Source organism: Aeribacillus sp. FSL K6-3256 (genome assembly GCF_037965805.1).
In the GTDB taxonomy this organism is placed as follows: Bacteria; Bacillota; Bacilli; order Bacillales; family Aeribacillaceae; genus Aeribacillus; species Aeribacillus composti.
Genome location: NZ_CP150188.1, coordinates 1954517 through 1980317 on the forward strand (window position 1 = coordinate 1954517; position 25801 = coordinate 1980317).

A 25801-nucleotide genomic window follows, 5' to 3' on the forward strand; every position below is an offset into this window, starting at 1 on the left:
ATTATCGGCCTCTAAACATACTTTTTTTAGTTAATTAATCATTTATTGTCAAATATGTATTTTTTTAGCTAACATCGAACGTATATGGTCAAAAATATAATGAACCGATAATCCTTTATTTAAGCGTTTTCATTAATTTTATCGTTCATTTAGTGCGGTTCTTTTACGTCAATGAAGCAAAAATAATCTGAAAATAGTCTATATGTTCGATCCGATAAAATTTATTTTTCTAATTCATTTACTATGAATAAGCAGCAATTATTTTTTTGTATTTTCCCTCATCGGCTTCGGCTCGCCTAATAAATATCCTTGAGCGTAATGAACCCCCAATGCTTTAGCCATGTCTAAATCTTCTTTTTTCTCAATTCCTTCTAAAACTAGTTTCATATTGGTACGTTCGCAAAGAAATAAAAGCTTTTTAATAACATCTTGATTTTTGCCCGAATTATATAAATTTTGGCCTAAAGAACGATCGACTTTAATATAATGCGGGTTTAAATCGACAATGGTTTCTAACGATATTTCACCTTTTCCGAAATCATCAACGGCAACTTTATACCCTTCATCTTTTAAAAATTGAATATTTTTTTTCAACAATTCAATATTTTCGATTTTTTCACTTTCATTTATTTCAAAAACTACTTTTTCGGTCGACTGAAAAAAAAGGTTTATTTTTTTTATAAATTGGGTAAAAGAATGATGAACAATCGTCGATGGAAATACGTTAATAAACAGCTTTTGCTGCAGGTCTCCCATCGATGTTATTGCATTGTGAATGGAGCAAGTATCCAGTTCATATAAAAAACCGCATTCACGGGCGATTTGAAACAAAATTTCCGGATCGGAAAAATATTTGCAGCGAAGCAAAGCTTCGTATCCATATATTTTTGATTCTTTTAATTCATAAATAGGTTGAAAAAAATGACAAAATGATTTGTTATCTATAATTTCTTTTATCCTTCTAATTTCCCATTTAACCAATGGAAGAACCTCCTAGACGTCTATCTATAGACCTATTTCGGATAATGTCTAATGTTATATTTCATATTTTTAGTATATATTTTAATACTTTTAATATCAATAGTCTCTTGGGGGCTTAACTCTCATAGTAGATTGTAAAAAGGAATCACTATTATCCCCAAGGAGTGACGGTTCATGACTAAAATACAGCAAATAATCGGAGAAAGAATCCGAAATTTTCGCAAGCAGAAAGGGTGGAGTCAAGAAGAATTAGCAGATATAGCAAATCTACATGCTACTTATATTGGACAATTAGAAAGAGGTGAAAAAAACGCAACATTGGAAAGCATTAACAAAATCGCAACGGCGCTTGAGGTTTCTTTAGAGGAATTATTTAAATCTATTCAACCAAATTCAAAAAAACCAGATTATACTTTGTCGCAAATTATTACAAAACTTCAGGCAAGGCCGGTTGAAGATCAAAAATTCATACTAAACATGCTGGATCTCCTATTGAACTGGAAAGATAAGTAGCAGTATTCCAAAAGGGGGAACAATCCCCCTCTTTTGGAACTTATTTATCATTTTACAGCATGTTAGCAACATGCTTTTCAGCATCTAAAACATCCATCTCCCCTGATAAAAGCCGGGGCAGCAAAGCGTTTTGCAATTTTTTGAGCCGGTCATTTTCATTGGCATTATGTATCATCATCGCATAATAATTGCTGGTGAAACGTATAAATTTTTTTAAAATATCATCCGGCGGAAGCACAATTTTCATTTTTTTTATCTCATCCGCGCTGACATTCGGCTGTGCAGATCCAGTAGACCGATCTAAAATTTTTTGGCGGAAATCCGGCAATTTAGTTATGGCATAGACAAATGGCAATGTGTTCATTTCGTGCACGCTAGAATAAAATTTGCCGACACGTTGATTTAATAATGCGGGTTCTTCAAAATAGTAAATGCCGCATTTCCCGATTTCAGCGCCTGTTAGCCCAATGAGCAGATCTCCTTGTGTAATTTTGAAACGATCTAATCGATGGAATAAAGATGGATCTACATATGCTGCATCTTCTTTGTTGATGAAAGGCGGGACAATATTTTTTATTTTTATTACTGGTATGCCTTCACATTTCCATTCCTTGCTTTTAAAAGCATATCCATTTTGTAATTCTATAACTTCACCTAATGTTCCTGCCTTCCATCCTTTCGGAATCATTCCCAATTCAGAAACTTCGAATCCTCTATCTTTAAAAGGCCCAAACTCTATGAACCAGTATTTGTAAAGTGTCATGATCGTTTCATCGATCGTTTTATTTATCTTGATATTCAGTTCAATTTTATCATCAATTGTTCCTAATATGTCCGCAATCTTCTCTTGCGTCCGCATGTCCGGCAGCAATACGAGCGCATTTTTAATAGAATCCATGCTGACAGCCGGATACGCAGCTCCCTGTTCCTGAGAAACTAAATAATCTGTAAAAGATTGATTGGAAATAAGGTAATACACATACCTCGGATGAATATGCTCCGTAGGCCGAAGAACCGCAAAACCGGTCGATACAACTTGATTTTCTTTCGGATTTTTTAAAAACAAAAAGGATCTTCGATTAGGACGGACGGTCGAAAGAATTGTATCGCCTGCTCGAACCAGCCTTTTTGCTCTGCTGGGCGCTTCATGAATCAAATATTGCGATGTCTCCCTCAGTTCGCCTGTTCCAACAGACGAAATATCGATGTAATCGATCATTTGAAAGGGAAATTGTTTCGTTAATGATTCAGGATTTATTTGAACAATCTCACCAAGCCGAACTTTCTTCCAGCTCGCCACATAAATTCCTCCACATGCATTAATTTTGAAACTTTATGGGGCAGTCTAATAAGTCGATTTTCCGGCTTATAGACGCCCCTTTAATGTTTTAGAAACGTTGATCCGTTGATATATCAATGCTTATGATGTTTCGTTTTCAGTGGATTTTGACTTTCTGGACAGCCCCATGACAATTCCGAAGCAACAATCAGATCGCTTCCCCAATTTTTCTAGTTATAGCTCGTTCAGAACATAATCCTCCTGTTTTGATCCATATTGATTAGCTTTTCATTTTCAATCAAAGCGGATAAAAAAGACTGCACTATTTTAATTTTTCTTCTGCTTCCGGCATGATGATAGATGTAAAAATTCTTTTTTTTCGGTTAGGAGCAGGCTGGTTTTCCATTAGCTTTTTCATCGCCCGGTTGACAGTTTCAGCAAATTGAAAAAACTCTTCGTCGCTTGCATAAAAGCGAACCTGCCGAAATCCCACCCCATCTTTTAGGAGATCGATTTGTTCTTGTCGTAAATATCTCTCATAATCCGCTAAAATATTGGCGATAAATCTCATAAATATGTTCAAATGTTCATCTCTGCTTATATGCTGCAAATCGCTGTCTTCGAGCCCAATCGTTTCATCCGGCAAGGCATAAACTTTTTCTATTGTTCCCCTTATCTTTCTTTTCTCAACGATTTCAATCAGCTTTGCTTCTTCAAGTTTTTTTAAATGTCTGTACAAGGATGCTTGCGGAACTTCCGGCAGAAACTCCATTATTTCCTGCACAGTCAAGCGTTTTCCGATCAATGTTTGAATGATCCGAATCCGTACCGGATGCAAGATTAAAGCAGCTTTTGATTCAATCATGAAAACACCTCATTGTACCGTTTGTTCAACCATTTTTGCAAATGGTCGCAAAGCTCTTCGTGAAGCGGTTGATCCGCATTTTTGATATAATTATTTTTCATTTTCAACATATTAATCTCATCTTCTTGTTTTTTCAATAAATGATCCATATTTTGAATCATATAATATTCCAACTCCCCTTTCACTATAGCGGGAAGGCGGTTGAGCTTTTCCGGATCAGCTTGAACGTCCTTGTCACCGGTAATGGCCAAAACAGGGCATTCTATTTTTTTTAAATCTTCGAGCACATCGTATTGCAAATGCTCCCGAAACCATTTAGCATTTATTTTTTGAAAACCAACTTTGATCACATCTTGATCAGATTGCATGATTTTTTCAAAAAGGGCATTCGCCTTTTTTTCGTTTTTTTGCTCGATGTTAAACATGCGGATCATTTTTCCTTTTAAACCTGTTACATTGCTTAAAGCTTCATACACAAGCTTTCTCTGTCTTGTTAAAGCTTCTTCCAGCCTCTCCCCTGCCCCTGAGAGAAGAATGAGCCCATCCATTTTCTCCAAGGTGTTTAAAGCAACTGCCAATGTTGTTCCTTCACTGTGCCCCAAGGCAATGATCCGATTTTCATCAACAAGCGGATGTTGTTTTAAAAATTGTACAGCGCTAGCTGCATCCCGGACGAAATCCCACATTCCTGCAGATAAATAATCGCCGCCGCTTTCACCAACTCCCCTTTTATCATATCGCAACACGATAAATCCTAAAGAAGTAAGAAATGATGCCAATTGCTTATATATATTCAACTGGAATTTTCCTTTTGCATCATTGCCGTCGCGATTCAACGGACCAGAACCGGAAAGAATGAGAATAGCCGGCTTTTTTTGGCTGTTCTGTAACACGGATAACGTTCCTTTTAACTCATATCCGCAGCTTTGAAAGCTGATAAATTGTTCAATCATGTTAATTTCTCCTTTATTTATGTTATTATTATCATTATCGATAATAATAACAAATAAGTCAAGAAAATTCTGATGATTGTTTTTTGCATATAAATGTTATCAGAATTGTGCCTTCAGCCCACAGCATATTGAAAGCAGCCGGCATCTGCGAACTGTTTTTTTGAGAAAAATCGTAAACATACAAAAGCCCTTAGAGAAAAACAGCTCTTTTTCTCTAAGGGCTTTATTTTAGAGACTAACGGACAGCACCGATTCAAATGTTCTATCATTCTACAACGGCTTTCCTATCAAAATCTTAATTTGGGAGCACTGCGTCGCTGACCATTTCCCATTCGTGAATCTCATACCCTCTAGCGCCAGTCACAACATATGGATCTTCTTTCGCAAGCTTTTCGGCCTCTTCAAAAGAGCCGGCGCGATAAATCACCATACCGCCTGTGCCGTCGGTAAATCTGCCTTTTGCAAATATTTTTCCTTCTTTTCCTTTCTGCTCTAAATAATTCAAGTGATCATTCCGAAACGCTTTGCTTTTTTCTTCATCTTTCATCGGCAATAATACGACAAAATATTTCATCTCAACCACTCTTTCTATTAGATTCATCGCTTACCATTTTACTTGAAGCTGTCAGTCTTGAAAAGCTTCATGTCTTAAGTTCCTAATGTCAATCAAATATTTCTTGCTGCATGCGAATGTGCTCTATTGCGCAATCTTCTTTGATGGAGCAGTTTGATCAACGGAGGTACTGCGATGCATACTAACACAATGCGCAGTACTTGAACGACCACAACAAATGTTGAATCTTCATGAAGTACAGCGGCTGTTGTAGCCATCTCCGTAATACCGCCCGGCGCAAATGCAAGAACTGCTGTGACAAAGGTTATTCCAGTCAGCTTTGAAACAATAAAAGCGCAAATAAACAAGGAAAGAATTAAACCAATCGTGCTGAATAAAGCAACCGCCATTGTTTTCCCTAGCCCTGTAAACATCTTTTTATGAAATTTCGAGCCGATGCTTGCAGCGATGAAAACTTGCGCCGCTATGATCAAAATGTTCGGCCACCATGGAGTCAAGTTGTGGCCTGCAAATGATGAGCCGGCTGCTTGAATACTAGCAGCACCAAGCATTCCGCCAACGAGCCAAGGTGCAGGGAACTTCAGCCGCTTTCCAATGTGATACCCTGCCAATGCCCCTAGTGCCAATACTGCCGTCCAAATCATTTCGTCCATTTCCAAGCTAGGAAACATGAACGCTGATTGGTTGTTCGAAACTTCAAGCTTCTCAGAATGGACCGCAAATGAAGAAACAAGAAACGGGATCACAAGCACTACTAAAAATACCCGCATCGTTTGTATAATGCTGACGACACCAATGTTGCCCCCGACTTCTTCTGCTATGCCTGGTATAACAGACAAGCCCCCGGGCACCGTTCCGAACAAACTAGTCAATAAATCTGTATGACTGAACTTCCACAAAACGAGTCCAGACAGCAGCGAGAAAACAATGGACAAGAGAAGCATTGTCATGATGGACATCCAATGATCTCTAAAAATATCTATAACCGTTAAATTGATTTTTTGCCCTAATTCAATCGCCAAAATAAATTGCCCAGCATTCATCCAAAATCGAGGCAAAACATACTTGTCATCGGACGATGTTGAATTGGTATGGCTCCAAAATGAAAAAGCCCCTGCCATCATCAATGTTCCGAGCATCCAGCCGATGGAAAGGCCTGTTAGAGATAAAAGCAATCCTCCAATACTGCTGAATAAAATAAACGAAACATTGCGCAAGAAACCTTTCGTTCGTATCATGTCAATCCTTCTTTCTAAACAAAATATCTTGCGGCATTCGAACTTGCTACAAACATATTGTATACTTTTTTTAGATATAAATAAAATATCAATAATCTATGCATGATTATAAAAATTATTGATGGAAAAAGAGAGGTAATGACGATGGATGATCGAGACTGGCTTATTTTGAAAGTTCTCTACAACGAAAAAAACATTACAAAAGCTGCAAAAAATTTATATATTTCTCAACCAGCTTTAACAAACCGGCTTCAGCAAATTGAAAAGGAATTCGGTGTACAGATTGTTCATCGAGGAAGGCGGGGAGTTGAATTTACCCCGCAAGGAGAATATTTAGCGAAATGTGCGAATCAAATGCTGCTGAAAATACAAAAAATAAAAGAAAATGTTGTGAACATGGAGAACCGAGTAACCGGCACATTAAGATTAGGGGTTTCCAATTACTTTACAGATTATAAACTCCCCGGTCTTTTAAAGCTTTTTAAAAACGAGTATCCCGACATTGAATTTAAGGTCCTGACAGGCTCGAGCAGCGAGATAGCCCATTTGATCCACAGCCACGAAGTCCATGTCGCTTTCGTAAAAGGAGCTTACAGCTGGAACGATCAAAAACGATTACTATTTGAGGAATCCATTTGTATTGCTTCTAAAGACAAAATAGATCTCCGGGAGCTTCCAAATTTGCCGAGAATTGATTACCGGACGGATCCCTTGCTAAAAACGGCAGTGGACAATTGGTGGTTTGAGAATTACTCCCAACCACCATTGATCAGCATCGAAGTCGATAAAGCAGATACGTGCAAAAACATGGTGTTGAACGGATTAGGTTACGCTATTTTGCCAAGCTTGATTTTAGATGATGCCGACGATATTTATAAAATCGATCTGAAATCGAAAAATGGGAAGCCCATTTTAAGAAAAACTTGGATGTTTTATCACAAGGAATCGATCCAACTGAAATTTGTGAAAGCGTTTGTCGAGTTTATGGAAAAGCTCGATTTTCAAAAAATTCCATAAAATGCTATGACACTCGTATAACCTTTTTCCTTACATATGTTGCTTGGAAAAAGGTTTTTCAAAATTTCCGCAAACGTAATTACGTTTGAAACCGTTCATAATGAATAATAGATTCCTTCCGAACCATTTCTTTTGCGGGCGGTTCCTTTTCAGGATAACCTAAACCTAATATTGCAACTACGCGGCGGTCTGATGGAATGTTTAAGGCTGTCCGGACAAAGTCTTCCCGTTTTTTTGATTCTGCTTGATCCTGTGAGTGATATATCGCACCAAAAGCAGCCCCTAAACCTAATTCAGTTGCAGTCAGCCATATAAAACCGCATGCGATCGAGGCGTCCTGCAGCCAATATTTGCTCACTTCCGGGCAGCCTGTAACGGCTATGGCCGCTTTCGCCTCTTTCAACCAAGAAACAAAAGGCGTGGCGTTTGCCAATTCATCAAGCTTTTCACGATTTGTTATAAGTATAAACTCCCTGGAAGGAAGATTGTTCCCAGAAGGGGCTAAATAAGCTGCTTCTAAAATTTGCTCCAACCGTTCATATGGTATAGGCTGATCTAGAAACTTTGTCATTTCACGTCTTTTCTGTATAGCTTCAAAAACGTTCATGCACCTTCATCCTTCTTTCTATTTTTTCGCCTATTTTGCTTTCGTATGAATGTACCTTTTCATAAACGATTTTTTCCCTCTCCTGTTCAATACATGATATGGAATCATTATATCGATTCATATGGATCCACAAAAGAATCATTTTAGCCAAAACTTAGGAAGTTTAATTCCGAAAAATTAAAATATAGGAATGGACGAACAGCGTTATTATTTAGATGCTGCTGTCTATAATGGCAGCTTTATGATACCGACAGAGCCATTCACTTTACTTTTTAATTATTTCACAGTTTGAAGTTAATTTTTTTTATTTATAAATAAAAATCCTAGTTTTGACACTAAATACAAGATAAAAAGAATTACTAAAGTTCTAGCAATTACATAACCATCAACAGCCAGCTTATATGCTTCAGGCACTAGTGAATTGGGTTCAATTAACAAATAAATTGAAATTATCAAAACAATAGAAATAAGTATATACCCTAAAGCTGAAACAGATTCTTTTGACATACATGTTTCTCCTTTTTATCCAATAATAACATTTTTTTGTTGGTACTGGAACATTAGAGATTTCTAAACAATGATAATTAAAATAATTGGAACAATACGCTAAAGCCGGATTGAAAGTGAAATCGGATAATAAGCAGCTAGTATTCACCCGTTATTATCCAATAGAGTATAAATGAAAATATTTAACGACAAGTTGGAAAGCTTCTTGAGTCGTAATCCATCGCTGCCTAAGAAAACGAGACACACGCTTCATCGTTTTTTGAAGCCGGATTGAATATTAAAAAGATGCAGAAATAGTGACAGTAAAACTATCTATGCTCATATCACGAGATTAGAAAAGATCATCCTGCTCATTTCTAGATTTTTAAAAATGCACAACATAAAAAAACTTTCCCAAAAATCGCGGGAAAGAGTTTGGAAACGTCATGATTATTTGCCAAGCAAAAATGATACACAAATTCATTTTCAGTTAACCATTAACTGTTCGTTCAAAAATCCCTTATTGTTTGGCAGGTCGGGATGTTGTTAAAAAGGATATTTTCGATATTCTTTTTGAATCGAAATCCATTTTGTCATCGTAAATTCTTCTACCACCCAAGGATTTCCAAATCTTCCCATTCCGCTCGACTTTGTTCCGCCAAACGGAATTGTCGGGCTGTCGTTGACTGTTTGATCATTGATATGAGTCATTCCGCTTTCAATTTGAAGTCCTAGTTGTTCACCTTCACTTAAATCCTCTGTAAAAATCGCAGAGCTTAAACCATATTCTGTATTATTCGCCATTTCAATGGCATGATCGTCTGATTCCGCTTTCATGATCGTAGCAATTGGTGAAAATAACTCAGTTTGAGCAAGCTTGCTGTTGTTATCAACATCCACAAATACTGTCGGAGTTAAAATATTTCCGATACGCTTCCCTTCCAACGCAATTTTTGCTCCTTCTTTTTTTGCTTCATTTATAATATTTAAAGCTTTTTCAATTTGTGTTTCGTTTATAAGCGGTCCAATAATTGTTTTCGGGTCAGACGGGTCTCCGTAAGGCAACGATTTGGCTTTTTCCACAAATTTTTGTACAAATTCATCATATTTATTTTTATGGACAATAATTCTGTTTACAATCATACAAATTTGACCTTGATGTATAAACTTTCCAAAAATAGCTGCATCAACAGCACGGTCTACATTTGCATCTGCCAGAACAATGAACGGGTTATTTCCGCCTAGTTCAAGGGCAACCCTTTTCAGCATGCTGCCGGCAATTTTTCCGATATGCTTGCCAACTGGCGTTGAACCAGTAAAGCTAATAAGCTGTGAATGCGGAGAAGTGAGCATGTCATCGCCAATTTCATCAATATCCGTTAAAATACATTGAAAAACACCTTTTGGCAGTCCTGCATATTCAAATGCCCTTGCAATGATTGATCCTCCTGTCAAGGCTGTTTGAATATCAGGTTTATGAACGACACTGTTTCCAAGTGCAATAGCAGGAGCAATTGTCCGAATGGATAAATTCATCGGAAAATTAAAAGGCGAGATGGATGTTATAACTCCTAAAGGAAGACGATAAACACGATTCACTTTCCCCTTTATATCGGCTTCAATTTCCCTCACTTCATCTAATTTCTTGGCCATTTTCACAGCTTCTTCCACAAGCCCTACCGTCAAGTCAAGTTCAACGTTAGCCTTTATGAAGCTTCCGCCTGTTTCACGAGAGATCACTTTTATGATTTCGTCGCGATTTTTTTTGAAAAATTCCGCTGCTTTCCGTAGCACTTCTTCTCGCTCACAAGAAGACGTTTTTCCCCATTCTTTTTGAGCTTCTTTTGCGTTTAAAAAAGCTTGTTCAAGTTGCTGTGAGGTCGCTAGCCGAATCGTTTGAATGACAGTTCCATCATAAGGATTCAAATTTTCATATGTTCTCTTACTTAATCCCTCGACCCATTCACCATTAATATAACTTTTGTTCAATTCCTCAAAGCGCTCCATATCGTTCCCCCTTTTACAATTTATTTATTTTAGTGTAGTTTTTTATAGTTCGCACAAAATTATTCTTGCTAAAGGCCGGAAAGCAAATGACAGATGAACTGTAAATTGGTTCCAAAAACAAAAAAAGAGCCGGACATAAGCTGGCTCTCATCTTCCTTTCAACAATATAAAAGATGCATACAATCCCGCTCAGCAGACATTGAAACCTAATCTGCTAATATAGCTATTTCCCCCATTTATACCCTACTCCCCAAACAGTGTGAAGAAATTGATCGATTGGAAAACCGGCTTGTCTCAGTTTTTCGCGAATATTTTTTATATGAGAGTCGATGGTTCGCTCTTCGGTCTCGGCATCGTATCCCCATAAGGACACAATGATTTCTTCCCTGCTGAACGCTCTGTTCGGGTGCTTTAAAAGCAGCCCTAAAATATCGAATTCTTTCGGCGTTAATAATATGTCTTCGTTTTGAAAATGGACTTTATGTTCTTCTTGATCCCACACCAATCCTTGAACATCAATAATTGAACGCTTTCCTGCGGAACGACGCAGCACCGCTTCGATGCGAGCAAGCAGTTCAGCTTCGTCAAACGGTTTTGTTATATAGTCGTCCGCACCGAGTTTGAGGCCTTTAACAATGTCGAATGTTTGGTCTCTTGCTGTTACCATTATAATAGGAACGTTTGAAAATTCTCTTATTTTCCGGCAGGTTTCCCAGCCATCCATTTCCACCATCATAATATCGAGCAGGACAAGTTCAGCTTTGTTGTTTTCTAAATATCGGATGGCTGATAATCCTGATTCGCACTTGACGCAATGATATCCTTGAGGGGAAAGATAAAGATCCAGCAAGTCCAACATTTTTCTTTCATCATCAACGAGCAAAATCGTGTACATCCTTATACCTCCGGCAGCGTGATAACAACGTTTGTTCCTTTTCCGTATTCACTGGCGGCGTAAACCGTTCCTCCGTGCGCTTCGACGATCTCCTTAACAATGGCCAATCCGAGACCAGTACCGCCGCTTGTTCTTGATCTTGATTTATCCACTCGGTAAAATCGTTCAAAAATATGATGCAAATCTTCCTCTGGAATTCCGATTCCATTGTCTGAAACAATGATCACTATGCTGTTTTTCTCCGCTCTTGCTTCAATCGATACAACTGAGCCTTTATCGGAATATTTTAAAGCATTGTCCAACAAATTGATCATCACCTGCTCAAATCGCTTTTGGTCAATTTGGACGGTAATGTTTTTTTCACATTTATAGATAAGTGACATGTTTTTCTCATGAAACGCAGGTAGCATTTTGTCATGTAATTTCTTTAAGAAATCACACAGGTTGGCCGGTTCCTTATGGATTTGAAATGAATGTTGATCCATCTTTGCTAATTCAAACAGTTCCTTTACAAGCTTTTGCATATTCTCCGCTTCTTCATAAATAATGGACAAATAGCGGTTCCTCTCCTCTTCTTTTAGATTCGGCCTTCTTGCGATATCTGCATACCCTTTTACATATGTAAGAGGGGTTCGGAGCTCATGAGAAATGCTGGCAAGAAATTCTTTTCTTTCTTTTTTTAAATATTCCAAATCTCTCGCCAATGTTTGAATCGCTTCCCCCAGCTCCGCCAATTCGTCCTCCCCTTTCACTTGCAAGCGAACAGAAAAATCGCCTTTGCTCAATTTTTCGGTTGCCTGTTTCATACGAATAAGGGGATTTGTTATCACTTTTGATAAAAAAGCGATCGTCAAAATGGTTAAAAATACCGAAAGAAATCCAACCAAAACGAAATGATGCTTTAACTTATAGATCATTTTTTGAATAGCATCGGTATTTTGAAACATATAGACATACCCTTTGATCTTGCCGTCAATACGTATCGGGCTTACTGTCGCTATATGCGACTCTTTTTGCCAATTTCTTTGCACGATTATTCCGTCATGCGGAATCGTTCTGTCCATTGTATTTACAATTTTTTTGGCAAAAGGCAATATGTCATCGGAATAATACAATATATCGCCTTTCTCATTTGTAATCACTACATCCGTCACCGCTTCCGATTCCATCATCGTCACATGCTCCAGCGTGGAATGGTCAAAGTTTTTTTCCAGCACATCGCGATGGTTATTTCCTCTCGCCAATAGATGCTCAAACTCCTCCTCAATTCTTGAATTGACCAAAGTTATGTACAATGAGACAAATAAAATGATTTCGACTCCCAAAACAAACACGAAAAATAGCAGTCCTAATTTAAACGAAATTTTTTTCACTTTTTGTCCCTTCCTTATCAGCCAACTAGCTTCCTCTTCAAAAAGGAAAGCTCTTCGCCGCCTTTAACCGAACGTTCTGTTCTCATTTTTTCATTATATCATTTTCATCCAACGCTTATCTGTTCTCCCCCGTCCGAACTTTAAAACAGCGAGCGGATGCCAAATGCGGGCACACCTTTTGGCGAGTAAATAATTTTCGCATAAAAAAATTTACAGGATCAAAAATGGACCGTCTCCATCATTTTTGCACATTTTTTTGTTAAAACAGATGCAAAGAAAATGTTAGGAGGAGGAATTAGAATGAAAAAAAATAGTAAGCTGCTGATTTTTCTTACCGTTTTAACAGCTTTCATGCTCTTTTCTGCATCATGTTCCAACGGAAGCAGCAACGACCATACAGGAGAACATACAGAAGGCATGAATCATGAAAAAATGGACCACAAAAATATGAATGATCATGCCAAACATAACGGAAAAGACAGTCAGAGCACAAAAAATCAAGCCTTTTCCAAAGCGCCTGCACAATTCAATCCAAATGCTGAGGAAAGCTTAATTGTTCAAAACACGAAAAATATAACGAGAATTCCTGTTGCCGATCCAATTCGTGCATCCATTTACGTATCCCAAACCATTTGGCCTGCCACACATAAAGAAAATCAACCCGGAGCCGTTATTCTGTCGCCTGTTGGTCAATGGCAAACAACATTAGCCGGAGCTGACTTAATCCATCATCCAAATAACGGCCCGATCTTACTGATTCATCAAGATAACATTCCCGATAAAGTGTTGAGTGAAATCAAACGGTTAAATCCGACTGGGAACCGGAACGGCACTCAAATTGTTGTGTTAGGAGATGTTTCAAACAATGTCATCAACCAGTTGTCAGGTTATAAAATAGAACAGATCAAAGGAAAAAATCCCGCAGAATTCGCAAGAAATGTCGATCAAGCTTATGCAGAAGTATCCGAAGGCTATCCAGAAAGCGTGATCATCGTTTCTTCAGAGGATCAACATAAACTATATTCCATACCAGCCGTTAATTGGATTTCCCATATGCCTGAGCCTATACTGTTTGCTGCTGAACACGAGCTTCCTAAAGAAACGAAAGATGCGCTTAAGAAACGGAACAAGAAAGCAAACATTTATATTTTAGGACCAGAGAAGGTTATTTCTAAAGATGTAGAAAATCAATTGAAAGAATACGGGACTGTTCATCGAATAGCTGGAAATGACCCTGTAACCACTTCGATTGAATTTGCCAAATTTAAAGATAAAGACACTCAATTCGGATGGGGTATAACGGAACCGGGCCATGGTGTTTCTTTTATTTCAACAGATTCACCAGAGCTTGCTTTAGCTGCCGCGCCGTTTTCACATCTCGGCAAACATGCACCGATGATTTGGTTAAACAAAGGACAGCTTCAACAAGAAACATATGATTTCTTGGCAAGCATCAAGCCAACCTTTCAAGATGACCCGACAACAGGTCCTTACAATCATGGTTTTATCATCGGAGATCAAAAACAAATTTCCTTTCAAACACAAGGAATTCTAGATGACAAGCTTGAAATTGCTCAGGAAGACGGACACGGGCATGGAGGGCATTAAGGAAAACCGGGCGTGAAAATTGAACGCCCGGTTTTCCTTAACTTTTTAAAGTAAATAAACAGCTTCATATGGTAAGTGTGAAAGGTCGCTTCCATTTAGCTTCCTGCTGTTTGAGGAGTTTTATATTCTTTCTGCCCCCCGAGGACAAAGTCAATTTTTTTCATTTTCCAAAATAACAAAAAGTGCAAAACTAAGAATCGTACAAGCCACATCATCTGTTTTAAATTGTATATTTCCCTATTTATTGAAAACATTGAGTATTCTTCATGATGAATAAACTGGCGTTTTCAATTAACTAAAAATGTTTGAAAATGGCGGATTAACAAGAGATAAATTTGTGTAAATAATGATTGGAAAAAGAGAACAATAAATCCAACAACACTCATCGCTGTTGGGCCGAAAAGGAAGCTCCCAATCATTTCTATTCGTTTTTATCCCGGAACAGGCCATCGCCATGCATATTCATGCATATTATGGAAGGTTTTCTGCCGATTGAATGGGCTTTATTTTGGTGGGGGGTTACTTTACCTTCTTTAATTATAGGCTTACTTTCTATTAAAAAGAAGCTTCAGGAGCATCCTGAATTCAAAATGATGCTAGGTTTATCTGGAGCATTTGCATTTGTGCTGTCAGCATTAAAAATATAATACTTGCTCTATATGAATTTATTTTTTCAATATGCCTTTTACTGTATAATCCGTTCTTTTACATTTGCCATTTTTATAATAATGACTGACTTTTTGATCATATGGCACCCCTTTGCTCAGCTACGATTACCTAATTTTGCATAACTTATCAGCCCAAATCATATGCGCGCAGTCCGGATCATTTATGCAGGATAAGAGTGTTCCATCGACAATTTACTGATATGAATAGTAATGCTATTTAACTCTATATTTAAAAACTTTAAAAAATCTTCAGCAACTTTTTGTTGAATCTTTTCTGCGATGACGGGTAATGCTTCATCCAATGGATAAAATATGGTGAGGGTGATTTTTATATTCGGCAGCTCGTTTAATGCAATATCTATCCGATGGCATTTTTTTACTGCTTCTACCGAAGTGCAGGCATGGGAAATGATTTGTTTTAAAACGTGTTCAGAAATGTGGATGGTTCCTTGATGAAACCGTGGTCTGATAATCGTTGTTTCGCCAATCTCTTCTTTTTGGGTAGAAAAAATTTTCTTTCCCTTCATAATGATCTTCTTTAAAATATTTTGTTCGACTTGTACATATGGAATCGGAATAATATGTTTCCCCTCTGTTTTTCTCACATATAATGCCATGTTGATTTCCTTTGACGATCTAATTTCTTCAATTTTGTAATATTTGGTGATTTTTCCTAATTGCAATGTTTCCGCAATTTGATCAACCATTTTTGTAGACGTACCAATAATAAGAATCGAATGAATATCAAGTGCTTTAATAGCATTTTGGACTTCTTTTCGGTGATCCTCATAAAAAAAGACAGCCCGTTTAATAGCGGTTATATAGTTCTTTTCATATTTCGCTGAACTCCCTGCAGCTTTTCGCCCTTTATAAATTAACAATCCATCATCAATCATAGCCGGTATGTTTTTACTATGTGCGAAAGAAAGTGCGCTGGTGCTTTTTCCCGTGCCGCTGCGGCCAACAAGAGCGAATACGCGCATTGGGTGAATACCCCTTTCTTAAAAATCTTTCAACCTGAAGGAAAATGCCCGTAAAACTTAAAGGCGGGCCGGATCCGGCAAACCGGAAACTCTATTCTGTCTATTTACAGGAAAATTCAGTTCGTATGATAGCAAATGTTTGTTTCGGGACTCCGATTGTTATGAGGGATATTAATATTCATGAATTTCAAAAAAATAGGCTTTGGATCGAGCATCATACACAATAAAACAGAGGAAGCTTTTTTACTTGAAAAAACTAGCAAATTATTAAAATATTTTTAGTCGATTGTCGACTGAATTTTATCGAATTATACACATTTTTGTTGAGGAATAATAATCCCCTCTTTTATAAATGTTTCTATCTCTTCTTTACTGTAGCCCATTTGCTTTAGAACGGTTTCACTATGCTCCCCCTGAGCTGGAGGGACCGTTTTGATCCTGCCCGGTGTGCGCGATAATTTTACAGGTACACCAAGCATTTTTAAGATTCCGAGGGAAGGATGCTCCATTTCAACGACCATTTCCCTTTCCTTGATATGGACATCATTTAAAATGTCCGAAAGCTTATTAACCGGTCCGCATGGAATTTTCGCAGATTCCAACATGTCAACCCATTCATCTCTCGTTTTTCTTTTAAATATTTCTTCAAGTATGGAAATCAGTTCATCTCTATTTTGAACCCGGTCCGGATTCGTTTTAAATTTCCGGTCTCTAAGAGCTTCCACATCCAATACGTCAACCAGCGAATTCCAAAGGCTGTCATTTCCTACTGCAAGAATAAAGTGGCCGTCCGAAGCTTCAAAAACCTGGTAAGGCACAATATTCGGATGGGCTCCTCCCAGCGGCTTTGGATCATTGTTTGTCGCAAAATAGTTGCCGGCAAGGTACGTTTGCCAAGAAACCATCGTGTCGAGCAAGGAGACATCGATCCATTGTCCTTGACCTGAACGCTCTCTTTCCCAAAGTGCTGACAGAATGCCGATTGTTGCCCACATTCCTGCTCCGATGTCTGCCAAAGAATATCCAGCTTTAACTGGTGTACCGTCTGGTTCGCCTGTAACGGACATTAACCCGCCCATTCCTTGAGCCAGGACATCATAGCCAGGCTTTTTTGAATACGGTCCTGTTTGACCGAAGCCGGAAATCGAAGCAAGAATGACTCCGCGGTTATGCTGCTTTAAGATGTCATAATCAATTCCGAGCTTTTTTAATGTGCCGGGTCGAAAGTTTTCAACAACAACATCCGCTTCTTCTACCATTTTCAGTAAAATTTCTTTTCCTTTTGGATCTTTTAAATTTAAAACAACACTTTTCTTATTGCGGTTGACACTTAGAAAGTACGCGCTTTCATTTTTAATGAACGGAGGACCCCATTGTCTTGTATCATCCCCTTGTGGACTTTCAATTTTTATCACCTCGGCGCCTAAATCAGCTAATGTCATTGTGCAAAAAGGGCCGCTCAATATTCTCGTTAAGTCAATAATTTTAATTCCTGCAAGTGGCAGCATGTCAACCTCTCCCTTTAAAATTCGGTTTTCTTTTTTCTACAAAGGAACGAACACCTTCAGGAAAATCATTTGCGTCAATACTGGACGCCGTACCTGTATCCCACGGAAATGAAAGTGCCGGCTTATTGTAGGCGACAGATCTTTTAACAGCAAGAAGAGACGCCGGTGACTGCTCCATAACTTTTTTCGCCAAACGTAATGTAAAATGATCCACATCCTCATCATCCGGAACCATGTAATTAACTAATCCCAATTGACAGCATTCTGAAGCGTCTAGCAGTCGACCTGTATAAACTAAATCCATCGTCCGGCTCCCTCCGATCAGATCTGCAATCCGTTTTACAAACATTTGGTTTAACGTAATTCCCAGCCGTCCGACTGGGATTCCCATTTTAGCTTTAGAGGTCCCAACCCGAAGATCACATGCTAAAGATAGAACAAATCCTGCACCTAATGCCGGACCATTTATAGCGGCAATGGTTGGCAACGGAAGTTTTTCAAACGTCGAAATGGCTTGTTCCATTAAGCGGAAAGCTTCGTGCGCTTCGTTAATCGACATTTGGTTAAATTCTTTCAAATCAGAACCTGAACAAAATTGATCCTTGCTTCCGCGCAGGATCACCACTCGTGTTTTCGGGTTTTCAGGAATCAGCCTTCCGATTTCCGCCAGCTCCCTCCACATCCCCGATGTTATAGCATTTTTTAGGCGTGGACGTTGGATCGTTACAATGGCAAGCCCGGCACTTTCCTGAAGTATAATTTTCCCATCCGCCTCGACCTGACTAATCGTTACCCTCATTAAAAATCACCTATCTCTTGTCTTCATATTTTTTAACAAAACCATCAGGATTCAAAAAATGCTCTTCCTAGAAGATGGACGACTGTCGACAATCATCTTGTTACAACCATGATATCCCCTCATGTTATAAAAGTCAATAAAAATTCTAAAAATTTTAAATTTTCATTTTGTATTTGCTGAGGAAAACCTACTTATGTCATGTTTTGATTATGACCCGGTCAATAAGCTGAAAAATAAAAAAAGGAGCTTATATGAAAAGGGCTTCACTCCTTCATATGAACTCCCTAAAATCATGTATATGTTGTTCGTTTCAAGACATTTACAGCGCTCGTTGTTTTCCCTTTTTTGCTGCTAGTACGATTGTTTATTTTTCGTTTTGTTTTCGACCCTTTTAATTACGCTATGATTATGATTTTCAAGCAAAACAAGCGCTTCATCGATCAGGTTTTCCTTTAACAAATCTAAAATAATGCGGTGTTCCTTCAAAGACTTTTTTATATGCTCCTCTTCAAGAAACGATATTCTTTGAAGTACAAGCAAAGGACGTCCTAATCTCCAATACATTTCTTTAATAATTTCGCTTTTGCTCATTTCAATGATGAGCATATGAAACTCTTGGTTCAGATTGGCATACTGTTTTTCGTCATCAACCTCTGACATCTTTTGTACCAATTGCTCCATTTTCTTAAGAATTTCTTCATTTATCCCGCGGACTTTAATTCTTTTCATCGCAAGGCTTTCCAATACGATTCTCATTTCAAGAAGATCATAAACTTCATCTTCCGTATAGCCTTTCACAACAGCGCCTTTTCTAGGAATTCGCTCTATTAGCCCTTCATTTTCCAGCAAATAGAGCGACTCTCGAATAGGCGCCCGGCTCGTTCCAAACTCTTCTGCGTAAGTGGACTCAATAATTTTTTCTCCGGGCTTCAGCTCCCCCGCCATAATTTGGTTTGTTATTTTTTCCGCTATTTTGTGGGACAACGAATGATTGTAAAATAATTGATTATTTTTCATTCCCGCTCTTCCTCTCTATAATGTCGACTGTCTATTTTTTATAATCCTATTATAACTTGTTTATAAATACAAATCGAAAAATTCTGTAAAGTCGGCATTGTATTGGAAGATTTTCCGCAAATCTTTCGTTTGCTGCACTGTTCTAATTTATTCGAAATTTATAGAAGTTCTCCTTCCTCCATATATAAAAATTAATGTGATCCCTTTCATTATAAATGACTTCATAAATAAGAATATTCAAATTTTTATTACGAATATTTCATCGCTTCGTACATCCTGTCGACAATTGACAAAGATGCATATTTTTCATTTTGCTTTCGTAAACATTTTTGTAAATGAATAAATAGCTGTAAACAATCTGTGATGAATGGAAAACGGAGAAAAGGAGGGAATGTGCGAAAAACACTTTATCTTAATCTTATAAATGCTGTTTCTCTCTTTATTTTGCCCTTGGACCGCCTTCTAACAAATAGGATAAGCAGCCGATTTCCTTGTGAAGTCGCCGAAATGTTCAGGTATGTCATTCAAAATAAAAGCATACATTTCAATTATTTTTTCGAGAGGTGCCGATTTATGATTTGAAATTATATTTTTCAGAATATTCAAATAAAACGTCACCTTTATTCTAGTCATTCATATTCTTATAATGCATTGTCGATCGTCGATTTTGTAAGCTGGGGTTTTTAGAAAGCGGTTTCAAATTTTTGGGATTTTCTATTTTCATTCCAAAGCTTAGGAGGAAAAATCAATATGAGTATTGAGCTCATTGGAATTATTGTGCTTCTGTTGATGTTTATTGTAGGTTCAGTTTTGCCAATTAACCTCGGTGTTTTAGGGTTCGTAGCTGCTTTTATCGTCGGAGTTGTATTCAGCGGATTAAATATTGACGACATTTACAGCGGTTTTCCGGCTGAATTGTTCGTCACTCTTGCTGGAGTGACTTATCTGTTTTCAATTGTTGAGAAAAACGGGACAGTTGATTTGATTACCGGATGGGGTCTTCGCCTAGTCAGAGGTAATCTAGGTCTCGTGCCATGGATAATGTTTTTGCTTTGCGCTATTTTAACTAGCGTCGGCACTTTGGGACCTGCTGCTATTGCGATCCTAGCGCCGATTGCGCTGCGTTTTGCCGCACGATACAACATTAATCCTCTCTTGATGGGGTTATTGTTAGTGATTGGTTCCACAGCGGGATCCTTCTCACTGCTTAATCCTTATGGAGTGATTGTTAACGGCGTTATGCAGGCAAGAGATCTTCCTCATTCGCCGGGGTTGCTTTTCATAAACGCTTTTATCTTCAGTGTATTTGCTTCTGTGATTGTGTTCATCGTTTTGGGAGGACTTCGGCTGCTAAAAAAACGAACTGCTGCCGAAGAAGATGCAGCGTCTAGAGCTGAAGGGTCCTCCGCAAATGAGAACAATAAATCACAAGAAAATGGATTAACTTTTTACAGAGGCATCACACTTTTAGGGATCATCACACTCGTCGTCCTCGCTCTTATGTTCGATATCGATATTGGCTTTGCAGCGCTTGGAGTAGGATTAGTGCTAGCATTAATTGCTCCAAAGCAGCAAAAGGGCGTTCTATCACGGATGCCTTGGTCTGTGATTCTCTTAATAACTGGTATTGTCACATACGTAGGCGTTTTAGAAACAATTGGAACGATTGATTACATGACTGACTTAATCGCAAAAGTAGGAAATCCGGTAATCGCAGCCCTTGCATCGTCATACGTAGGAGGCATCGTTTCAGCTTTTGCCTCGACAACAGGGTTTCTGGCAGCTATCATCCCGCTGGCAGCGCCCATTTTACAGGACCCGACCATTTCTTCCGTCGGTGTCGTTTCAGCCATTGCCATTTCTTCAAGCATCGTCGATATAAGCCCCTTCTCCACTAACGGTGCATTGCTGCTCGCAAACGTACAAGGGGTAAAAGAGAATGTATTTTTTAAACAGCTTTTACTTTCTGCTGTTGTAGTCGTAGCGCTTGGACCTGGGCTCGCCTGGCTTGCTTTTGTATTAATTGCGGGATAGCATGGCAAACGATCATCCTTTCGCCGGCAGAAAACAGTTTTTTATAACGAACAAGCACAGCTTCAAGCTGCAATAATGAAAAAAACGTTGACCGCTTGATCTTTTGGATAAAACAAACACCTCCATTCATCGAATTTATTTGATGCATTCGACACTGGAGGTGTTTGTCCCTTCCCTCATTTAACCGGGCCGCTTTTAGACAAATTCGTATAGTTTTTTTTTGAGACGAAGCGGTGCAATGAAATCTTGCTGTATATAGCGTCAAATTGATTTTATTAGCAAATATATAAAATAAGGCGCCCCCAAAATGGAAACAACGATCCCGACAGGCAGCTCTGAAGGAGCCATGATAACCCGTCCTAATGTATCTGCAGCCAAAAGAATGAAGCTTCCTAAAGCGGCAGTAAGGGGCAAGCATTTCGAATGCTTTGGCCCGACTAGTTGTCTTGTAATATGAGGGGCAAGCAAGCCAAGGAACGTAATCCCTCCGCCAACCGCTACACAAACTCCTGCCAGTGTAACGGCAATGATTAATAAAATCTTGCGTTCTCTTGCAACGTTTATTCCTACCCCTGTTGCTGTTGAATCACCTAAAAGCAATATATCGAGAACCTTTGATTTATAAATCGCGATCGGAATAAGGATCAATAACCATGGTAACAGCGCCCACACATAGTTCCAGTTCGCACCCCAGATGGCTCCCGACAGCCAAGTAAGTGCTCTTGTAAAATCATTCGGTTCCATTTTCATTTGGAAGATGAGGATGCCGGCATTGAATGCCGCATTCATCCCTATTCCCATTAATAAAAGTCTTATCGGTGTAGTATGTCCATTTTTTCGAGATAAAAAATAGATTAAGACGGCGGTAAGAAAAGCGCCTGCTAAAGCCGTTATGGGCAAAACATACACGGAAGCCCAGCCGTTCAAAAAGGAAGCTCCTTGGAAAAAGAACATATATAATACAACGGCAAACCCTGCTCCTGAATTAATCCCCAATATTCCCGGATCCGCTAACGGATTTTGCGTAACCCCTTGGAGGATAGCCCCTGAAAGGGAGACTCCCATCCCTACGAGCAATGCCATGAATATTCTAGGCAAACGGAATTGGAATATGGTCAATTCATTTTGATCTGTTCCATTTCCTAATAGGGCGGCAATGACCTCATGAAGAGGTATTTGTATATAGCCGGCATTAATACTTATGATTGCGGTTATAATGATGAAAAAAATAGTTGAAAAAAACAATGTTTTGAAGTTTATTAATCTTTTTGACATGTTACACCCTCCCCTCTTTACGGGCTAAATAGAGGAAGAAGGGAACCCCTACAACGGCAGTTATCGCTCCAACAGGAGTTTCAAACGGAGCATTCACCATGCGTCCGACAATATCAGCCGCAATTAATAAAATCCCGCCTAAAACGGCAGAACAAGGAATAATCCAACGGTAATCCGTTCCGACTAAAAACCGTGCAATATGAGGAACGATGAGTCCGACAAAGCCAATCACTCCAGCAATTGAAACAGCTGCCCCTGTTAAAAGCAGCACCGTGACCGCTCCTAAAAATTTTACCACATTTGTATTTTGCCCGAGACTTTTGGCAGCTTCTTCGCCCAAGTTAAGGACGGTAATAGAGCGCGACAGTAAGATGGCCAGCAAAAGTCCGGAAATGACGAACGGCAAAAGAAAATGGACTTGGGTTGGTTGGACAGCTGAAACTCCTCCCGCAAAAAAATAGCTGATATCCTTTGCAATATTAAATTTAATTCCTATCGCAGTCGATAAGGAGGTTAGGAGTGATGTAATCGCTGACCCGGCCAAAGCCAGCTTCACAGGCGTCATTCCTCCGCGAGAAAGGGAGCTAATGCCGAACACAAGACAAGCGCCAAGACCTGAACCTATAAAAGAAAAGATTGATAGACCGAAATAAGAGATTCCCGGTAAAAATGCCAGCGCAATGGCAATGAGAAAGGACGATCCTGCCGTTACACCCATAATAGAAGGAGAGGCTAATGGATTCCTAGTCATTCCTTGCATAATAGCACCGGAAACAGCCAAGGCAGAACCGACGAGAATGGCTGCGACTGCACGGGGCAAACGCAATTCCCTGACAATGACATGAGCTTGATTGTCCTCTTCAAAGGCAAAAAACGCACCAAGAACATCCCGATAACTCAAATCCGCAGCACCAAAACGAATCGATATGACAACTGACAGAAATAAGCCAATGATGCCTATGAAAAGAACGATAAGAGCAATCCATCTATTTTTGCTTTTATGTAAAGATTCTGAAGCAGGTTTCGTATGTATCGTTGAATCCATAAACCATTTTTCCTCCAAATGATAAAAATTAAGATTGACAAAGTGGCAGAGATATATTTTAATTGAAAATGGTTATCATTATTGCTTCCCAAAAATTTATTTTATCATATGAGTTGGAGGTTTAGAAATGGTATTTCAGAAAAAGTTATTTTCTCTAATAGGAGCTGCGCTATTAGCTCTATCACTAACCGCTTGCGGCGGACAAGGAACCGACTCCTCTTCCGGATCGGATCAAGCTTCAAATGAGAATGAAAAGTCAGCAGAAACAAGAACATTAACAGATGGAATGGGAAATAAAGTGGAAGTTCCTGCTAATCCAAAAAGAATTATTGCCAGCTATCTTGAAGATCATCTTGTTGCCCTTGGCGTAAAACCTGTCGCACAATGGAGTGTAAACGACGGGAAAACCGTACAAGATTATCTGCAAGATGAGCTGAAAGGAATTCCAACCATTCCTCATGATCTTCCGTTTGAAGCAGTTCAAAAAATGAATCCGGACTTAATTATAATGGACTCCGCTAGCATGGTAGAAGGCGGAAAATATGAACAATATAATCAAATCGCCCCTACTTTTGTTATTGGTGAAGAAGATAACAGCGATTGGCGCAAAGAATTGAAGCTTATTGGCGAAGTATTAGGAAAGGAAAAAGAAGCGGAAAAAGCTCTAGAAGAATATGACGCCAAAGTAGCCGAAGCGAAAGAGACAATTAAAGAAAAAGTAGGAAATCCTTCAGTCGCAGCAGTCTGGTTAGTAGGCGGACAATTCTTTATCGTAAATGAAAAACTTTCAAGCGGTGCCGTCATGTACGGAGACTTAGGATTAAAAGTGCCAAAAGTTGTAAAAGAAATTTCAGCAAACTCAGCAGATAACTGGAGCTCTATCTCTTTAGAGAAATTAGTAGAATTGGATGCTGACTATTTGTTCTTAATTAATAGTGACGGTTCCAATGCAGCACCTTTAAGTGATGCTCTATGGAAAAGCATTCCGGCTGTAAAAGCAGGCAACGTTTTTGAATTTTCTCCTGAAAAAAGCTGGTTGTACACAGGCTCTATTGCCAATTCGCAAATCATCGATGATATTCTAGATTCTTTAGTACAAAAATAATGAAAAAGGGTATCCATCACGGATGCCTTTTTTTGTTGGAAATTTCAACTGAGCGGTTTTTTCCGTTACGCCTTTCCGTAATGGCGAGCTGTCACAAACTTCAATGTTGTAAGAATTTTAAACGTCTAATTCATATAAACAGCAGGCCATACAGCTGCTAGAAGATCAAATGAACTTTGTTTTTTGTTTTGCTATTTTCTGTCAAAACCGGACTAGATAGATCACATCTCAGTGTGCTGATCTGAAAACGAAGCAAAAACCGAACTTGATTGATCACAAGTTTATCCTTTTCTCAATGTCTGGCCAATAAAGCCAAAACTGTAAGGTTGAAATTCATGGTTTTTGCCGGAAAATTCCCCTATTTTTTATGTAATGGTTGACACTTCATTACATTAGTCGTTGAAAGTTCTTGTTTGCTATTTTCTATGTAATAACGCGCGTTTACGATTTTTTATTGTTCATTTTCAAACTCAAGCTGATCTGCATTTGATTCAGGCTGCCGATGATGAAAACGGATTCCCCTCTCAGTTGTACAAAATCTTTAAACCGTTTGAGGACGCTATTTTGTGCTTTGCAATAGCCTTTGAAGCCTTATTCTCCCCTTCTGCATAACCGAGCTCCATATGTACATATTTTCTATTTTTCCTATGGCACAATCGGCATCTATATATGTTAAATATTTAAAGGCGGATTTAGCGAAAATGAAGAACGCTGTTTCAATCGGCATCTATAATCCTTACACTAAAATGAAAAGCTAAGAGGCTCTTAAATCAAGATTTCCTCCTATCTCGAATCAAGAGCCTCAAATAATTCAGCTGGTAGTTTATTAAATCATATTAATACTATCTATATAGTAGTATTTTAGGGTGCAAATGCAGATAGAAATTTTTACTAAAATCCATTGCGTAAAATTTCGTTTTCGATAAATCCTCATTCAAAATTTTTGGAATTTGCCACAGCGTTTTGATCTG

At 38.6% G+C, this 25801-nt stretch carries 22 protein-coding genes and 1 pseudogene; 6 read left to right on the forward strand and 17 right to left on the reverse strand.

Translation table 11 applies throughout. The features are described 5' to 3' along the window. Positions 1-258: 258 nt before the first annotated feature. The gene (locus tag NSQ84_RS09365) at positions 259-981 is read right to left on the reverse strand and encodes an EAL domain-containing protein (RefSeq protein WP_082829624.1); all 723 of its coding nucleotides are present in this window, start codon (positions 979-981) and stop codon (positions 259-261) included. Between the two features lie 174 nt (positions 982-1155). On the opposite strand from NSQ84_RS09365, the gene NSQ84_RS09370 reads away from it, so the two are divergent. Further along, on the forward strand, positions 1156-1494 hold the full coding sequence (locus NSQ84_RS09370; RefSeq protein WP_063387802.1) for a helix-turn-helix transcriptional regulator: 339 nt from the start codon (positions 1156-1158) through the stop codon (positions 1492-1494). A 52-nt stretch (positions 1495-1546) separates the two neighbouring features. Here NSQ84_RS09370 and NSQ84_RS09375 read toward each other — a convergent pair whose 3' ends face one another. The 5 genes from NSQ84_RS09375 to NSQ84_RS09395 all read right to left on the reverse strand — a co-directional run bounded on the left by NSQ84_RS09375 (position 1547) and on the right by NSQ84_RS09395 (position 6403). Continuing rightward, a complete protein-coding gene (locus NSQ84_RS09375) occupies positions 1547-2794 on the reverse strand; it encodes a restriction endonuclease subunit S (RefSeq protein WP_327874193.1) in 1248 nt (415 codons plus the stop codon). A 301-nt stretch (positions 2795-3095) separates the two neighbouring features. Further along, a complete protein-coding gene (locus tag NSQ84_RS09380; protein WP_117017341.1) occupies positions 3096-3638 on the reverse strand; it encodes a helix-turn-helix domain-containing protein in 543 nt (180 codons plus the stop codon). Next, positions 3635-4591: an alpha/beta fold hydrolase gene (locus NSQ84_RS09385; protein WP_327873789.1), complete on the reverse strand. Its 957-nt coding sequence runs from the start codon at positions 4589-4591 to the stop codon at positions 3635-3637. The genes NSQ84_RS09380 and NSQ84_RS09385 overlap by 4 nt, the downstream gene beginning before the upstream one ends. 295 nt (positions 4592-4886) lie before the next feature. Beyond that, complete coding sequence (locus NSQ84_RS09390) at positions 4887-5165, reverse strand: YciI family protein (RefSeq protein WP_066251612.1); 279 nt, start codon at positions 5163-5165, stop codon at positions 4887-4889. Positions 5166-5257: 92 nt separating this feature from the next. Further along, positions 5258-6403: an AbrB family transcriptional regulator gene (locus NSQ84_RS09395; protein WP_327873788.1), complete on the reverse strand. Its 1146-nt coding sequence runs from the start codon at positions 6401-6403 to the stop codon at positions 5258-5260. Between the two features lie 144 nt (positions 6404-6547). On the opposite strand from NSQ84_RS09395, the gene NSQ84_RS09400 reads away from it, so the two are divergent. Continuing rightward, positions 6548-7420: a LysR family transcriptional regulator gene (locus tag NSQ84_RS09400; RefSeq protein WP_327873787.1), complete on the forward strand. Its 873-nt coding sequence runs from the start codon at positions 6548-6550 to the stop codon at positions 7418-7420. 79 nt (positions 7421-7499) lie between these two features. Here NSQ84_RS09400 and NSQ84_RS09405 read toward each other — a convergent pair whose 3' ends face one another. From NSQ84_RS09405 to NSQ84_RS09425, 5 genes are all read right to left on the reverse strand, one after another. Continuing rightward, on the reverse strand, positions 7500-8027 hold the full coding sequence (locus NSQ84_RS09405) for a nitroreductase family protein (RefSeq protein ID WP_327873786.1): 528 nt from the start codon (positions 8025-8027) through the stop codon (positions 7500-7502). Positions 8028-8321: 294 nt separating this feature from the next. Then, positions 8322-8534, reverse strand: a complete 213-nt coding sequence (locus NSQ84_RS09410; RefSeq protein ID WP_066251603.1) for a hypothetical protein — start codon at positions 8532-8534, stop codon at positions 8322-8324. 525 nt (positions 8535-9059) lie between these two features. Further along, positions 9060-10520 (reverse strand): aldehyde dehydrogenase family protein, encoded by a 1461-nt coding sequence (locus NSQ84_RS09415; RefSeq protein WP_094245888.1) that lies wholly within the window; start codon positions 10518-10520, stop codon positions 9060-9062. Between the two features lie 223 nt (positions 10521-10743). Beyond that, positions 10744-11415 carry a response regulator transcription factor gene (locus tag NSQ84_RS09420; protein WP_327873785.1) on the reverse strand — a complete coding sequence of 224 codons (672 nt, stop codon included), beginning with the start codon at positions 11413-11415 and terminating at the stop codon, positions 10744-10746. Between the two features lie 2 nt (positions 11416-11417). Beyond that, positions 11418-12788 (reverse strand): ATP-binding protein, encoded by a 1371-nt coding sequence (locus NSQ84_RS09425; protein ID WP_327856336.1) that lies wholly within the window; start codon positions 12786-12788, stop codon positions 11418-11420. 300 nt (positions 12789-13088) lie between these two features. On the opposite strand from NSQ84_RS09425, the gene NSQ84_RS09430 reads away from it, so the two are divergent. Next, positions 13089-14396 (forward strand): cell wall-binding repeat-containing protein, encoded by a 1308-nt coding sequence (locus tag NSQ84_RS09430; protein ID WP_327856335.1) that lies wholly within the window; start codon positions 13089-13091, stop codon positions 14394-14396. Between the two features lie 464 nt (positions 14397-14860). Further along, a pseudogene (locus tag NSQ84_RS09435) lies at positions 14861-15040 on the forward strand (energy-coupling factor ABC transporter permease); the annotation flags it as partial. 185 nt (positions 15041-15225) lie between these two features. On the opposite strand, the gene NSQ84_RS09440 reads toward NSQ84_RS09435, so the two are convergent. The 4 genes from NSQ84_RS09440 to NSQ84_RS09455 all read right to left on the reverse strand — a co-directional run bounded on the left by NSQ84_RS09440 (position 15226) and on the right by NSQ84_RS09455 (position 19371). Beyond that, on the reverse strand, positions 15226-16047 hold the full coding sequence (locus NSQ84_RS09440) for a hypothetical protein (protein WP_327873784.1): 822 nt from the start codon (positions 16045-16047) through the stop codon (positions 15226-15228). A 308-nt stretch (positions 16048-16355) separates the two neighbouring features. Then, on the reverse strand, positions 16356-17555 hold the full coding sequence (locus NSQ84_RS09445) for a CoA transferase (protein ID WP_327856334.1): 1200 nt from the start codon (positions 17553-17555) through the stop codon (positions 16356-16358). A gap of 1 nt (position 17556) precedes the next feature. Next, positions 17557-18354: an enoyl-CoA hydratase-related protein gene (locus tag NSQ84_RS09450; protein WP_130158631.1), complete on the reverse strand. Its 798-nt coding sequence runs from the start codon at positions 18352-18354 to the stop codon at positions 17557-17559. A 351-nt stretch (positions 18355-18705) separates the two neighbouring features. Then, positions 18706-19371: a GntR family transcriptional regulator gene (locus NSQ84_RS09455; RefSeq protein ID WP_063387781.1), complete on the reverse strand. Its 666-nt coding sequence runs from the start codon at positions 19369-19371 to the stop codon at positions 18706-18708. Positions 19372-20121: 750 nt separating this feature from the next. Here NSQ84_RS09455 and NSQ84_RS09460 point away from each other — a divergent pair. Continuing rightward, positions 20122-21405: an SLC13 family permease gene (locus NSQ84_RS09460; RefSeq protein ID WP_327856332.1), complete on the forward strand. Its 1284-nt coding sequence runs from the start codon at positions 20122-20124 to the stop codon at positions 21403-21405. 261 nt (positions 21406-21666) lie between these two features. Here NSQ84_RS09460 and NSQ84_RS09465 read toward each other — a convergent pair whose 3' ends face one another. Both NSQ84_RS09465 and NSQ84_RS09470 read right to left on the reverse strand, forming a co-directional pair. Next, positions 21667-22680: an iron ABC transporter permease gene (locus tag NSQ84_RS09465; RefSeq protein WP_327873783.1), complete on the reverse strand. Its 1014-nt coding sequence runs from the start codon at positions 22678-22680 to the stop codon at positions 21667-21669. 1 nt (position 22681) lies between these two features. Beyond that, positions 22682-23725 (reverse strand): iron ABC transporter permease, encoded by a 1044-nt coding sequence (locus tag NSQ84_RS09470; protein ID WP_327873782.1) that lies wholly within the window; start codon positions 23723-23725, stop codon positions 22682-22684. A gap of 127 nt (positions 23726-23852) precedes the next feature. Between NSQ84_RS09470 and NSQ84_RS09475 the strand changes: the two genes are divergently transcribed. Then, the gene (locus NSQ84_RS09475) at positions 23853-24830 is read left to right on the forward strand and encodes an ABC transporter substrate-binding protein (protein WP_066251568.1); all 978 of its coding nucleotides are present in this window, start codon (positions 23853-23855) and stop codon (positions 24828-24830) included. The last annotated feature ends 971 nt before the right edge of the window (positions 24831-25801 follow it).